General features: G+C 68.0%; 11 protein-coding genes and 1 tRNA gene. All 12 read left to right on the forward strand.

Annotation, left to right across the window (positions count from 1 at the left end; translation table 11 throughout):
• The first annotated feature begins 44 nt into the window (after positions 1–44).
• Positions 45–117, forward strand: a tRNA-Trp gene (locus QSK31_RS17555).
• 76 nt (positions 118–193) lie between these two features.
• Positions 194–583 (forward strand): preprotein translocase subunit SecE, encoded by a 390-nt coding sequence (secE, locus tag QSK31_RS17560; RefSeq protein WP_285685143.1) that lies wholly within the window; start codon positions 194–196, stop codon positions 581–583.
• A gap of 27 nt (positions 584–610) precedes the next feature.
• Positions 611–1,393, forward strand: coding sequence for a transcription termination/antitermination protein NusG (gene nusG, locus QSK31_RS17565; protein ID WP_285685144.1), 783 nt, complete (start codon positions 611–613; stop codon positions 1,391–1,393).
• A gap of 60 nt (positions 1,394–1,453) precedes the next feature.
• Complete coding sequence (gene rplA, locus QSK31_RS17570; protein ID WP_285685145.1) at positions 1,454–2,167, forward strand: 50S ribosomal protein L1; 714 nt, start codon at positions 1,454–1,456, stop codon at positions 2,165–2,167.
• A 66-nt stretch (positions 2,168–2,233) separates the two neighbouring features.
• Positions 2,234–3,007 carry an ATP-binding cassette domain-containing protein gene (locus tag QSK31_RS17575; RefSeq protein ID WP_285685146.1) on the forward strand — a complete coding sequence of 258 codons (774 nt, stop codon included), beginning with the start codon at positions 2,234–2,236 and terminating at the stop codon, positions 3,005–3,007.
• Positions 3,004–3,702: a hypothetical protein gene (locus tag QSK31_RS17580; protein ID WP_285685148.1), complete on the forward strand. Its 699-nt coding sequence runs from the start codon at positions 3,004–3,006 to the stop codon at positions 3,700–3,702. Before QSK31_RS17575 ends, QSK31_RS17580 begins: the two co-directional genes overlap by 4 nt.
• Before the next feature lie 857 nt (positions 3,703–4,559).
• On the forward strand, positions 4,560–5,105 hold the full coding sequence (gene rplJ / locus QSK31_RS17585) for a 50S ribosomal protein L10 (protein WP_285685149.1): 546 nt from the start codon (positions 4,560–4,562) through the stop codon (positions 5,103–5,105).
• A 54-nt stretch (positions 5,106–5,159) separates the two neighbouring features.
• Positions 5,160–5,543, forward strand: a complete 384-nt coding sequence (gene rplL / locus QSK31_RS17590; protein ID WP_285685150.1) for a 50S ribosomal protein L7/L12 — start codon at positions 5,160–5,162, stop codon at positions 5,541–5,543.
• A 511-nt stretch (positions 5,544–6,054) separates the two neighbouring features.
• Positions 6,055–9,495 carry a DNA-directed RNA polymerase subunit beta gene (gene rpoB, locus QSK31_RS17595; RefSeq protein ID WP_285685151.1) on the forward strand — a complete coding sequence of 1,147 codons (3,441 nt, stop codon included), beginning with the start codon at positions 6,055–6,057 and terminating at the stop codon, positions 9,493–9,495.
• Between the two features lie 90 nt (positions 9,496–9,585).
• On the forward strand, positions 9,586–13,482 hold the full coding sequence (locus tag QSK31_RS17600; protein WP_285685152.1) for a DNA-directed RNA polymerase subunit beta': 3,897 nt from the start codon (positions 9,586–9,588) through the stop codon (positions 13,480–13,482).
• Positions 13,483–13,539: 57 nt separating this feature from the next.
• The gene (locus QSK31_RS17605; protein WP_285685153.1) at positions 13,540–13,896 is read left to right on the forward strand and encodes a hypothetical protein; all 357 of its coding nucleotides are present in this window, start codon (positions 13,540–13,542) and stop codon (positions 13,894–13,896) included.
• Between the two features lie 76 nt (positions 13,897–13,972).
• Positions 13,973–14,431: a hypothetical protein gene (locus QSK31_RS17610; protein ID WP_285685154.1), complete on the forward strand. Its 459-nt coding sequence runs from the start codon at positions 13,973–13,975 to the stop codon at positions 14,429–14,431.
• Positions 14,432–14,779: the final 348 nt, after the last annotated feature.

Here is a 14,779-nt window from a genome sequence, read left to right on the forward strand (position 1 = left end):
AAGTGACCCCTGCTCTTGCGCGCGCCGTGGGGCAGGACCCGCACAGGGGTGTAGCTCAATTGGCAGAGCAGCGGTCTCCAAAACCGCAGGCTGCAGGTTCAAGTCCTGTCACCCCTGCGACAACCCGAGCTACGCCGACCGTCGGCACCGGTGGTCAGCGCTTAACAACCACCAACTGACGGAAGAGGGCGAAGTGGCCGAGAGGAACCGACCCGGCGACGACCCGGCCGGCGACCGCCCCGAGGACGAGATCCGGGACGACATCGCCGACGAGGTCGAGGACGACGACGACACCGAGGACGAGCCGGTCTCGCGTGGCGGCACCGCCGTCAAGGAGCGCAAGGCCAACTCGGACAGCCCGACGTCGAAGAAGAAGGATGTCCGGCGCGGTGGCTTCTTCGGCCGCATCGGTGGTTTCTTCCGCGAGGTCGTCAGCGAGCTGCGTAAGGTCATCTGGCCGACCCGCAAGGAGCTCCTGACCTACACGGGTGTCGTGATCGCCTTCGTCGTCGTGATGACCGCGATCGTGGCCGGACTGGACTATGTGTTCGCCAAGGGCATCCTGTTCGCCTTCGGCAACTGAGCAAGTTATTGATGGAAGTGAGCGAGCGTGCCTGAGTACGACGACGAGACCGCCGAGACCAAGGACGAGCAGTCCGCGGTGGCCACGGTGGCGAGCGACGAGTCGGTCGAGGCCGCAAGCCCCGCCTCTGAGACACCCGAGCCCGCCGATGGAGACGACGCCTCCGCCGAGGACGCCACGGCTGTTGCCGAGGACGTCCCGGCCGAGGACGACGAGGACTTCGACCCGGTCGCCGAGCTGCGGCAGAAGCTGCGGTACGCGCCCGGCGACTGGTATGTGGTGCACTCGTACGCCGGTTACGAGAACAAGGTCAAGACCAACCTCGAGACCCGCATCACGAGCCTCGACATGGAGGACTTCATCTTCCAGGTCGAGGTGCCGACCCGCGAAGAGGTCGAGGTCAAGAACGGCAAGCGCCTGCAAGTCCAGAACAAGGTGTTCCCCGGCTACATCCTGGTCCGCATGGACCTGACGCCGGAGTCCTACTCCTGCGTGCGCAACACGCCTGGGGTCACCGGCTTCGTGGGCGCCACCGACCGGGTCGACCGGCCGGCGCCGCTCTCGCTGGACGAGGTGCTCAAGTGGCTCGCCCCGGCCGTCGAGGCCGAGGAGAAGAAGAGCAAGCCCGAGATCAAGGTGCTCGACTTCGAGGTGGGCGATTCGGTCACGGTGACCGACGGCGCGTTCGCGTCGCTGCCGGCCTCGATCAGCGAGATCAACGCCGACCAGCAGAAACTCAAGGTGCTGGTCTCCATCTTCGGCCGGGAGACGCCGGTCGAGCTGAACTTCAACCAGGTCGCCAAGATCTGAGTCACGTGGGAGGGGCGGCGATAGGCGTCGCCCCGCCAACTACCACAGGAGTAAGTAGAAATGCAGCGCAGCAAGGCCTACCGCAAGGCAGCCGAGAAGATCGACGTCACCAAGCTCTACGAGCCCGCCGAGGCCATCTCCATCGCCAAGGAGGCGACGAGCACCAAGTTCGACGCCACCGTCGAGGTCGCCATGCGGCTGGGCGTGGACCCGCGTAAGGCCGACCAGATGGTCCGCGGCACGGTCAACCTGCCGCACGGCACCGGCAAGACCGCCCGGGTGATCGTCTTCGCCCAGGGCGCGAAGGCCGAGGAGGCCGTCGCCGCCGGCGCCGACGAGGTCGGCACGGACGAGCTCGTCGCCCGGATCCAGGGTGGCTGGCTGGACTTCGACGCCGCGATCGCGACGCCGGACCAGATGGCCAAGATCGGCCGCATCGCCCGCATCCTCGGCCCCCGCGGCCTGATGCCGAACCCGAAGACCGGCACCGTCACCATGGACGTGACCAAGGCCGTCAACGAGATCAAGGGCGGCAAGATCACCTTCCGGGTGGACAAGCACTCCAACCTGCACCTGATCATCGGCAAGGCGTCGTTCAGCGCCGAGCAGCTGATCGAGAACTACGCGTCGGTGCTGGACGAGGTCCTGCGTGCCAAGCCGTCCGCGGCCAAGGGCACCTACCTCCGCAAGGTCACCGTCGCCACCACGATGGGCCCGGGCGTCCCGGTCGACCCGAAGGTCGTCAAGGGCCTGCGCGAGTCCGCCGAGTCCTGAGCGAGTAACTGAGAGAAGCCCCCGGAGCCTTCCGGGGGCTTCTTCTTGTGTGGGAGGCTTCCGGCCGTGCGTTTCGAGGATGTCTGGTTCCGGTACGCCCGCCGCGCCGACTGGACGCTGTCCGCCGTCGACGTGGCCATCCGTCCCGGCGAAACCGTCGTCGTCCTGGGCCGCAACGGCGCCGGCAAGTCCACGTTGCTGCAGCTCGCCGCCGGTGTCCTGAGCTCGGTCCGGGGTCGCGTCACGGACCGTCCCGACGTGGTCGGCTGGGTGCCCGAGCGCTTCCCCGCCGACCAGCCGTTCACCGCCGAGCAGTACCTGCGGCGGATGGCCGACATCCGCGGTGGCTCCGGCGTCGACGAGTGGTTCGAGCGCCTGAAGTTCGCCGAGCACCGGCACACCCGCCTCGCCGACCTCTCCAAGGGCACCGCGCAGAAGGTGGGCGTCGTGCAGGCGCTGCTGCTCCGCCCCGGCCTGCTGGTCCTGGACGAGCCGTGGGAGGGCCTGGACGCCGTCGCCCGCGAACTGATCCCCGACATCGTCGCCGAGGTCACCGCGGCCGGGGGAGCGGTGCTGGTGAGCGACCACCGCGGCGAGATCGCCCGGCTGCCCGAGGCGATCCGCTGGACGGTCGCCGACAACACGGTCCGTCCCGGCGACCCCGAGCCGGACGACGGCGCCACCGACGGCGCCACCGGCGGCGGTTCCGGCGGCGGTTCCGGCGGCGGCGAGGTGATCATCGAGATCGCGGCGCGCCGCTCCGACGCCGACCGCACGATGGCCGAGCTGCGAGATTCCGGTCACCGCGTTCTCGGCGTACGCACGGAGCACCAGCGATGACCGCACTGGTACGCATGCGCCTGATCGCCTTCGCCGGCAGCGGCCGCGTGGTGGCCCCCGCAATCCTGTCCCTGGCCGTCCTCGGCGTCCTCTACGGCGGCGGATCATCCCTGGCCGCCCCCGTATACGGCTACTCCGCCACCATCTTCTTCCCGGTGCTGGCCTGGCTGGTCAAACTGCTCCTGGACACCGAGCCGGACGTCCAGCGCCGCCTCGCCCGGATAGCCGTGGGCCCCCGCCGCGAGTCCCTGGCCGGCCTGCTCGCCGCAACCCTGGCCGGCCTGCTCCTGTGCGCCTTCGCGATGGCGGCCCCCCTGCTCGTAGGAGCCATCCGCGGCCCCGAGCCCGGCACCACCGAGCCCCCGCTGCTGACCGGCATCCTCCTGGGCGCACTCGCGCATCTGCTGGCCCTGGCCGCCGCCCTGGCCCTCGGCGCCCTCTCCAGCCGCGTCGTAGCCGGCACCCTGTCCAAGGGCCTGATGATCCTGGTAGGCGGCGCCATCCTGGTGATCATCCTGGGCCTGTCCCGCTCCATCGCCCCGTGGCTGGTGCCCCCGGTCATGGCGACCGCCCGAGCCCTGAACGCCGACACTCTCCCCGACGCCGCCCGCGTAGCCCTGCTCACCGCCTGGACCGCGGCCTGGTGCCTGATCACCCTGACCGCCTACGCCCGCCTCCGCACCCGCCGAGCCTGACCCGCGCCGCGCCGCGCCGGCCGAGCCTGACCCGCGCCGCGCCGCGCCGGCCGAGCCTGACCCGCGCCGCGCCGGCCACGCCCGACCGGCGCCGCGCCGGCCACGCCTGACCGCGCGTCAAGCGCCGGCTGCACCTCAGACCAAGCGGTCCGCAGAACGAGGTCGTGGTTATCCCCAAGGCAGCGTCTGAGCCGCACCCCTGTGGACAACCAGCGAGCAAAGTCGCATTCGCCCGCTAGGTTCAGCTCCCACCCAGTGCTGGGGTGGGGGAGGTGGCGGTCGCGCGCGAGGCAAAGATCAACTTCGCTGGACGTTCACGCGGATCGGGTTCCGGCCCGCCCGGTTCCGGCCCGCCCGATTCCGGCTCGCCTGGCTCCGGCCCGGCCGGTTCCGGCCCGCCCGGGTGCAAGGGAGTCCCGGTGGTCGCGGCACGGGTCGGCGGCGTCCGGGTGGCATGCAATCCCGCCGGAAGCGGCGACTGCCGAGGTGCCGGCTAAGCCTGGCGATCAGACCGGACTTGCGACGGCCGAGAGGCAGCTCAGCCCGGCGGTCGCGGCAGGGGCCTGCGCAGTGACGAAGGTCGCGGGCAGGGCGGGAGGTCCGGATTTGGACGGGACAGGCGGGACGCGTACTCTTGCCTTCGAAGTTCCACCCAAAGACCGCTGGTCGCCGCAGCATCCGTCGCGAGACGAGTGCCGCGGTCGAAGGTCCCGCACATGGCGGGCGGCCCGCGCAGGGGAGATCGGCAGCGACTTTTGAGCGTGCGTAAGCGCGCGAAAGTCCGCCCCGTGGCCCTGCGCCCGGGGCGTTTCTCATGTTCGGCGCCGACCAGCGTTTCGAGCATCGAGAGGAGGGACATGGCGGACAAGCCGGTCCGGGCCGACAAGGCCACTGCTGTCGCCGAGCTCACGGAGCAGTTCCGTAGCTCGTCGGCGACGCTGCTCACCGAGTACCGCGGCCTGACGGTCGCGGAGATGACGGAGCTGCGGCGCTCACTGGGCGACCAGACCAAGTACTCCGTGTCGAAGAACACGCTCGCGAAGCGTGCGGCTACCGACGCGGGCATCGAGGGCCTTGACGCGCTGTTCACCGGTCCTACCGCGCTCGCCTTCGTGGACGGTGACCCGGTCGAGGCGGCCAAGGGCCTTCGTGCCTTCGCCAAGGCCCACCCCGTCCTGGTCATCAAGGGCGGCGTCTTCGAGGGCAAGGCCATTTCGGCCGAAGAGGTCAGCAAGATCGCCGACCTCGAGTCCCGTGAGGTGCTGCTGGCCAAGCTGGCCGGCGCCATGAAGGGCAACCTCTCCCAGGCGGCAGCCCTGTTCCAGGCGCCGCTGGCGCAGGTGGCGCGGCTCGCCGCGGCCCTGCAGGAGAAGCGCGAGAAGGACGGTTCCGCCGAGGGCTGAGCCCTTCGCGCGGAGTGACTACCACAGACGAGAAACAACGAAAGGTTGCCAGACATGGCGAAGCTCAGCACCGACGAGCTGCTCGGCGCGTTCAAGGAAATGACGCTGATCGAGCTCTCGGAGTTCGTGAAGCAGTTCGAAGAGGTCTTCGAGGTCACCGCTGCCGCTCCGGTCGCCGTCGCGGCTGCCGGCCCGGCCGGTGCCGCCCCCGAGGCCGAGGCCGAGAAGGACTCCTTCGACGTCGTCCTCGAGGCTGACGGCGGCAAGAAGATCCAGGTCATCAAGGTCGTGCGTGAGCTGACCGGCCTGGGCCTCAAGGAGGCCAAGGACACCGTCGAGGCTGCCCCCAAGGCGATCCTCGAGGGTGTCAACAAGGAGAAGGCCGAGGAGGCCAAGGCCAAGCTCGAGGGCGAGGGCGCCAAGGTCACCCTCAAGTGACCTGAGTCCTTGACTCTCGATGGCGGAGGCCCTTCACGGGGTCTCCGCCATCGTCTTTTCGCAGGTGAATGACCTGGCCATCGAGGGTATGGCAAACCACCGCAAGATCCTCCAAACGTGCGCTATGGTCGCTATGCCGCGTCCGATGGACGACGGCACGCGGCGCAACCCTTGACTGAGTGTCCGCCGACGGGCACGCTGGCTATCAGCAAGTTCCGCGCTTGCGACGGCCCACCGATGGGTAACTCGGAGACAACGAGTTCCATCCGGGCACCGACGGACAAAGCTTGTGTTCAGAGCGGCTCATGGCCAGCTCCGCAGCGTCCTGAGGTTGGGGCTGGACAGCGGTTGGCCGAGCGGCTACACTGCTAGTTTGCGCTGCCTTCTGCCTGGATCCCTGCCGGCATATCCTCTTGGATAGTTGCTGGGGGGTCCATTGGAGTGCACGCAGTCAGTCGCACATTGCAGCTCAAAGCCGCATCAGCAGCACCGGTCCTCGGAAGGACGCATCTTGGCAGCTTCCCGCCCTGCGAAGACCAGCCGTACGTCGAGCGCCTACGCTCCCCGCCGTATCTCTTTCGGCCGGATCATGGAGCAACTTGAGGTTCCCAACCTCTTGGCCATCCAGACCGAGTCGTTCGACTGGCTGGTGGGCAACGAGGCTTGGCAGGCCCGATCGACGGACGACCCGCACGCCCACTCGGGCCTCGCAGAGATCCTCGAAGAGATCAGTCCCATTGAGGACTTCTCCGGCACCATGTCGCTGTCCTTCTCGGCACCCCGCTTCGACGAGGTCAAGGCCTCTATCGAGGAGTGCAAGGAGAAGGACCTGACCTACTGCGCACCGCTGTTCGTGACCGCGGAGTTCACCAACAACACCACTGGCGAGATCAAGAGCCAGACGGTGTTCATGGGTGACTTCCCGATGATGACCCCCAAGGGGACGTTCGTCATCAACGGCACCGAGCGCGTCGTGGTGAGTCAGCTCGTCCGGTCTCCGGGCGTCTACTTCACGAAGGAGCCGGACAAGACCTCCGACCGCGACCTTTCCAGTGTCAAGGTCATCCCCAGCCGGGGCGCCTGGCTCGAGTTCGACATCGACAAGCGCGACACCGTCGGCGTCCGGATCGACCGCAAGCGCCGGCAGGCAGTCACCGTCCTGCTCAAGGCGATCGGGTGGTCCGCCGAGCAGATCCGTGAGCGGTTCGGCTGGTCCGAGCTGCTCATGACGACGCTGGAGAAGGACCACATCGCCGGGCAGGACGAGGCCCTGCTCGACATCTACCGCAAGCTCCGCCCTGGCGAGCCCCCGACCCGGGAGAACGCCCAGACCTTGCTCGACAACCTCTTCTTCAATCCGAAGAGGTACGACGTGGCCAAGGTCGGGCGCTACAAGTTCAACAAGAAGCTGGACATCGACGTCCCGATCGTCCGCGGCACCCTCACCGAAGAGGACGTCGTCAAGACCGTCGACTACCTCTGCCGGCTGCACGCCGGTGAGGAGGGGTACGAGGCCGACGACATCGACCACTTCGGCAACCGGCGTCTGCGTACCGTCGGCGAGCTCATCCAGAACCAGGTCCGCGTGGGCCTGTCCCGGATGGAGCGCGTCGTCCGGGAGCGGATGACGACCCAGGACGTCGAGGCGATCACGCCGCAGACCCTGATCAACATCCGTCCCGTGGTGGCGGCGATCAAGGAGTTCTTCGGTACGTCGCAGCTGTCGCAGTTCATGGACCAGACCAACCCGCTGGCGGGTCTGACCCACCGGCGCCGGCTGAGCGCGCTCGGCCCCGGCGGTCTGTCCCGTGAGCGGGCCGGCTTCGAGGTCCGTGACGTTCACCCGTCCCACTATGGCCGGATGTGCCCGATCGAGACGCCGGAAGGCCCGAACATCGGCCTGATCGGCGCCCTTTCGACCTTCGCGCGGGTGAACCCGTTCGGGTTCATCGAGACCCCGTACCGCCGGGTGGACAGCGGCCGGGTCACCGACCAGGTCGACTACCTCACGGCGGACGAGGAGGACCGGTACATCAAGGCGCAGGCGAACGCCACGCTGAAGAGTGACGGCACCTTCGCGCAGGACCGCGTCCTGGTCCGCCGGAAGGGCGGTGAGGTCGACTACGTGCCTGGCACGGAGGTCGACTACATGGACGTCTCGCCGCGGCAGATGACCTCGGTCGCGACCGCCATGATCCCGTTCCTCGAGCACGACGACGCCAACCGCGCCCTGATGGGCGCGAACATGCAGCGTCAGGCGGTCCCGCTGGTCAAGGCGGAGTCGCCGCTGGTGGGTACGGGCATGGAGTACCGCGCCGCGGTCGACGCCGGTGACGTCGTCGTCGCCGAGGTCGGTGGCGTGGTCGAGGACCTGTGCGCCGACTACGTGACGGTGCACCAGGACGACGGCCACCGCCGCACCTACCTGCTGCACAAGTTCCGCCGCAGCAACGCCGGCTCCTGCGTCAACCAGAAGCCGGTGGTGTTCGAGGGCGACCGGGTCGAGGCCGGCCAGGTCATCGCCGACGGACCGTGCACCGACGAGGGGGAGATGGCCCTCGGCCGGAACCTGCTCGTCGCGTTCATGTGCTGGGAGGGCCACAACTACGAGGACGCGATCATCCTGTCGCAGCGCCTCGTCCAGCAGGACGTGCTCACCTCGATCCACATCGAGGAGCACGAGGTGGACGCCCGCGACACCAAGCTGGGCCCGGAGGAGATCACCCGCGACATCCCCAACGTCAGCGAGGAAATGCTCGCCGACCTGGACGAGCGGGGCATCATCCGGATCGGCGCCGAGGTCGTCCCCGGTGACATCCTGGTCGGCAAGGTCACGCCCAAGGGCGAGACCGAGCTGACCCCGGAGGAGCGGCTGCTGCGCGCGATCTTCGGTGAGAAGGCCCGGGAGGTCCGGGACACCTCGCTGAAGGTGCCGCACGGCGAGACCGGCACGGTGATCGGCGTCCGTACGTTCTCCCGCGAGGACGGCGACGAGCTGCCCCCGGGCGTGAACGAGCTGGTCCGCGTCTACGTCGCCCAGAAGCGCAAGATCCAGGACGGCGACAAGCTCGCCGGCCGGCACGGCAACAAGGGCGTCATCTCGAAGATCCTGCCGGTCGAGGACATGCCGTTCCTCGAGGACGGCACCCCGGTCGACATCGTGCTCAACCCGCTCGGCGTGCCGAGCCGGATGAACATCGGCCAGGTGCTGGAGACCCACCTCGGGTGGATCGCCAAGACCGGCTGGTCGATCGAGGGCGAGGACCAGGAGTGGAAGCGGCAGCTCAGGGCGATCGAGGCCCACGAGTCGCCGAAGGACAGCAATGTCGCCACCCCGGTCTTCGACGGCGCCCAGGAGGAGGAGATCAAGGGCCTCCTGGAGTCGACCCTGGTCAACCGCGACGGTAAGCGGCTGGTCAACGGCGACGGCAAGGCGCAGCTGTTCGACGGTCGTTCCGGCGAGCCGCTGCCCGACCCGATCGCGGTGGGCTACGTCTACATCCTGAAGCTGAACCACCTGGTCGACGACAAGATCCACGCTCGTTCGACCGGTCCGTACTCGATGATCACGCAGCAGCCGCTGGGTGGTAAGGCGCAGTTCGGTGGTCAGCGGTTCGGCGAGATGGAGTGCTGGGCGATGCAGGCCTACGGCGCGGCTTACGCGCTGCAGGAGCTGCTCACCATCAAGTCCGATGACGTTCTCGGTCGCGTGAAGGTCTACGAGGCCATCGTCAAGGGCGAGAACATCCCGGAGCCGGGCATCCCCGAGTCCTTCAAGGTGCTGCTCAAGGAACTGCAGTCGCTGTGCCTGAACGTTGAGGTGCTGTCCAGCGACGGTGTGGCCCTGGAGATGCGCGAGACGGACGACGAGGTCTTCCGGGCCGCGGAGGAACTCGGCATCGACCTGTCCCGGCGCCCGAACGAGGGCGTCAGCAGCGTCGAAGAGATCTGACGGAGTGCGGCGTCCGGTGCCTGAAAGCCCCGGACGCCGCCCCGCCGGCCTGGAATTTATCCGAGCAACGAAACACGAGGGATAGTCCAAGTGCTCGACGTCAACTTCTTCGACGAGTTGCGCATCGGCCTTGCCACTGCTGACGACATCCGCCAGTGGTCGCACGGCGAGGTCAAGAAGCCCGAGACGATCAACTACCGCACGCTCAAGCCCGAGAAGGACGGACTCTTCTGCGAGAAGATCTTCGGTCCTCAGCGGGACTGGGAGTGCTACTGCGGCAAGTACAAGCGGGTCCGGTTCAAGGGCATCATCTGTGAGCGCTGCGGCGTCGAGGTGACCCGGTCCAAGGTCCGCCGTGAGCGCATGGGTCACATCGAGCTGGCCGCGTCGGTCACGCACATCTGGTACTTCAAGGGTGTGCCGAGCCGGCTGGGCTACCTGCTCGACCTGGCTCCCAAGGACCTCGAGAAGATCATCTACTTCGCTTCGTACGTGGTCACGAAGGTCGACGCCGAGGCGCGCCACCGTGACCTGTCGACGATCGAGAACGAGATCTTCGCCGAGAAGCGGCAGAGCGAGAACAGCCGCGACTCGACGATCGAGGGTCGCGCCGCCAAGCTCGAGCAGGACCTGGCCGAGCTGGAGGCCGAGGGCGCCAAGGCCGATGTCCGCCGCAAGGTCAAGGAGGCCGGCGAGCGGGAGATGCGCCAGATCCGCGACAAGGCGCAGCGGGAGATCGACCGTCTCGACGAGGTGCTCGACACCTTCCGCAAGCTGGACGCCAAGCAGCTGGTCACGGACGAGCTGCTGTACCGCGAGCTCCGGGACCGCTTCGGCGAGTACTTCGAGGGCGGCATGGGCGCCGAGGCGATCAAGGCGCTGCTGCAGAACATGGACCTGGACGCTGAGGCCGAGTCGCTGCGGGAGACCATCCGCACCGGCAAGGGCCAGCGCAAGATCCGTGCGCTGAAGCGGCTCAAGGTCGTCGCCGCGTTCCTGAACACCCGCAACTCGCCGCTCGGCATGGTTCTGGACTGCGTCCCGGTCATCCCGCCGGACCTGCGCCCGATGGTGCAGCTCGACGGTGGCCGCTTCGCGACCAGCGACCTGAACGACCTGTACCGCCGCGTGATCAACCGGAACAACCGGCTCAAGCGCCTGATCGACCTGGGCGCGCCCGAGATCATCGTGAACAACGAGAAGCGGATGCTGCAGGAGGCCGTCGACGCGCTGTTCGACAACGGCCGCCGCGGCCGGCCGGTCACCGGCCCGGGTAACCGTCCGCTCAAGTCGCTGTCCGACATGCTCAAGGGCAAGCAGGGTCGTTTCCGGCAGAACCTGCTGGGCAAGCGCGTCGACTACTCCGGCCGTTCGGTCATCGTCGTCGGCCCGCGGCTCAAGCTGCACCAGTGCGGTCTGCCCAAGCAGATGGCGCTGGAGCTGTTCAAGCCGTTCGTGATGAAGCGTCTGGTGGATCTCAACCACGCGCAGAACATCAAGTCCGCCAAGCGGATGGTCGAGCGTCAGCGGCCGGTCGTGTGGGACGTCCTCGAAGAGGTCATCAGCGAGCACCCGGTGCTGCTGAACCGCGCGCCGACCCTGCACCGCCTGGGCATCCAGGCCTTCGAGCCGCAGCTGGTCGAGGGCAAGGCGATCCAGATCCACCCGCTCGTCTGTACCGCGTTCAACGCGGACTTCGACGGCGACCAGATGGCGGTGCACGTGCCGCTGTCCGCCGAGGCGCAGGCCGAGGCGCGGATCCTGATGCTCTCGTCGAACAACATCCTCAAGCCGGCCGACGGCAAGCCGGTCACCATGCCCACCCAGGACATGGTCATCGGCCTCTACTACCTGACCCACCTCACTCCGGGTGGCAAGGGTGAGGGCCGGGTCTTCAGCTCGGACGCCGAGGCACGGATGGCGTTCGACAACGGTGAGCTGCACCTGCAGACGCCGGTGAAGATCCGCCTGCCCGAGGTCATCGAGGTCGACAACGGCGCCAAGGGCGAGCCGTGGCAGGCCCCCGAGGGCTGGGAGCCCGGCGACAAGGTGCTGGTCGAGACCACGCTGGGCCGGGTCATCTTCAACGAGACCCTGCCCACGGGCTACCGGTACGTGAACTACGAGATCCGCAAGGGTCAGCTGTCGGCGATCGTCAACGACCTCGCCGAGCGCTTCCCCAAGGTGGCCCTGGCGGCGACCCTGGACGCGCTCAAGGAGGCCGGCTTCCACTGGGCCACCTGGTCCGGTGTGACGATCGGTATGGGCGACGTCATCGGTCCTCCGCGCAAGCCGGAGATCCTGGCCAAGTACCAGACCGAGGCTGACCGGATCGACAAGCAGTACCAGCGTGGTCTGATGACCGCCGAGGAACGTCGCGGCGAGCTCATCGAGATCTGGACCAAGGCGACCAACGAGATCTCCAAGGAGATGGAGTCCGCGCTGCCGCAGGAGAACCCGCTCTGGGTGATGATCAACTCCGGCGCTCGCGGTAACCTCCTCCAGCTCCGGCAGATCGCCGCGATCCGTGGTCTGGTGGCCAACCCCAAGGGCGAGATCATCCCGCGGCCGATCACGTCGTCGTACCGCGAGGGTCTGACCGTGCTGGAGTACTTCATCTCCACGCACGGCGCACGGAAGGGTCTGGCCGACACCGCGCTGCGTACCGCCGACTCGGGTTACCTGACCCGTCGTCTGGTGGACGTGTCGCAGGACGTCATCATCCGCGAGGAGGACTGCGGCACCGACCGCGCGATCCCGATGGCGGTCATGGTGCGGGGCCAGGGTGGCGAGCTGGAGCTCGACGCCCACTCCGAGACCGGCATCCACGCTCGTACGCTGGCCGACGACATCACCGACTCCGACGGCAACCTGGTTGTCGCTCGCGGTGAGGATCTCAACTCGATCCTGGTCGACAAGCTGGTCGCGGCGAAGGTCGAGAACGTGCGGGTGCGCAGCGTCCTCACGTGCGAGTCCAAGCTGGGCGTCTGCGCGGCCTGCTACGGCCGTTCGCTGCCGACCGGCAAGGCGGTCGACATCGGCGAGGCGGTCGGCATCATCGCGGCCCAGTCCATCGGTGAGCCGGGTACGCAGCTGACGATGCGTACCTTCCACACCGGTGGTGTCGCGGGTGAGGACATCACCCAGGGTCTGCCGCGTGTCCAGGAGATCTTCGAGGCTCGTGTGCCCAAGGGCAAGGCGCCCATCGCCGACACCCCGGGTCGCATCCGCATCGAGGACGGCGAGCGGTCGCGCAAGATCATCGTCATCCCGGACGACGGCAGCGAAGAGATCGTGTACGACAAGATCTCGAAGCGTGTGAAGCTGCGGCCGAACGTCTACGACGGCGGTCACGTGTCGGTCGGCGAGAAGCTGACCGAGGGCACCATCGACCCGCACGAGCTTCTGCGGATCATGGGTCCGCGGGCGGTCCAGGTCCACCTGACCCAGGAGGTCCAGGAGGTCTACCGCTCGCAGGGTGTGCTCATCCACGACAAGCACATCGAGATCATCATCCGCCAGATGCTCAAGCGGGTGACGGTCATCGACTCGGGCGCCGCGGAGTTCCTGCCGGGCATCCTGGTCGACCGGGCGCTCTTCGAGTCGGAGAACCGCCGGATCGTCGGGGAGGGTGGCGAGCCCGCCGCCGGTCGCCCGGTGCTGATGGGTATCACCAAGGCCTCGCTGGCCACGGATTCCTGGCTCTCGGCGGCCTCCTTCCAGGAGACCACCCGGGTGCTGACCGACGCTGCGATCAACTCGCGCAGCGACTCGCTGGTCGGCCTCAAGGAGAACGTGATCATCGGAAAGCTCATCCCGGCCGGTACCGGCATCAGCAAGTACCGCAACATCCGGGTCGAGCCGACCGAGGAGGCCAAGGCCAAGGTGTACTCGATGACCGGGTACCCGGAGACCGACTACGGCTTCGGGCCGGCCAGTGGCCAGGCTGTGCCGCTGGACGACTTCGACTTCGGGTCGTACCGCTAGGTCTGGTTTTAGGAGAGGGCGGTCGCGCGTGCAGCGCGGCCGCCCTCTTCGGCTTTAATGGGGTACGTGAGTGTCCCCGCCGCCGTGCCCACCCGGCATCCCATGGACCCGGAGCCGGCGTCGTCCACGAAGGCCCGGGCTGTCTTCGCGCTCGGCCTGACGGCTCTACTGACCGGTCCGATGATCGGTGGCGTGATTCCGGCCACTGTGGCGCTTCTCCTGGCCCGTCAGACGCATCGTCAGCAGTTCGCTGCGGCCGGCTATCTGACAGGCAACAAATGGGTACGCCGCGGCCGCAAACTGGCCTGGGCGGGCATCGTGCTGGCCGTGACGGCCCTGGTGGTGGCGGGCATCGCCGGGCTGCTGCACCTGGCCGGCCCCGGCGGCCAGGACTTCGACACCAATACCGACTGAGCTGAGTCGGCCGGCTCAGCTTCGCTCGGCGAACACCGGGCTGCGGCTTCTCACGTTCGAGTGACAAGCTTGGGGTATGACCTACCCCGGCCACCCCCCGCCGCAGGCTCCGCCGCCGCCTCCTGAGGACGGTCGCTGGCGCCCGGCCCGCGTGGACCAGGTCGGCGGCACGGAGTACGGACTGGTCCAGATCCAGGTCCCCCCGGTCGTCTCCGGGCTGGCGACCGGAGCGATGATCGCCGGCATCGGCTCGATCCTGGTCTCGTTCCTCGTCCTGTGCTTCGGCTCGGCCGGCGCCTCCGCGGGCTGGGGCGGCCTGGTGGCCGGGGCATTCACCCTCCTGGCCGTGCTGATCGGCGGCGGCGCGGTGGCCGTCGGGCTCACCGCCAACCGGCAGATCCGCAGGTCGGGGCGCGACGGCATGCTCCGTTTCGTCGGCCGGGGCCAGGCGATCGCGGGCATCGTCTGTGGCTCGACGGGCGCGGGAATAGCCCTGCTCTCCCTGCTGTTTGCCCTCTTGGTGCAAGCGTCCTGACGGTGCCGACTCGTGGATCCGAGCCACCCGGTACACTTGACCGTGCGGAGATATCCATCGTGGCTGGCGGGGCTCGTTTTGACCGTTGCGCCTGTGGTGGGTAATCTTCCTCCTCGTGCCTGGGCTTGCCCGGGCAAGTCGTGCGTGCGCCCTGAGTCGTAGGCAAGACCGGGGCAGCAGCATGACTCGGGCGCAGGCCCGACAAAGACAAGAACTGTCGCGCGTTGTAACGGCGTGCGACAGGACCGTGAGCCGGACGACACGCCCGACCGCGGGTGCCGGACGATCCCCCGGGTCGTTCGACACATGAGGCATTCGAAGACGGTGCGGCCGTTTGAAAGCGGCCGA

The organism is Actinoplanes sp. NBRC 103695 (assembly GCF_030269485.1).
In the GTDB taxonomy this organism is placed as follows: domain Bacteria; phylum Actinomycetota; class Actinomycetes; order Mycobacteriales; family Micromonosporaceae; genus Actinoplanes.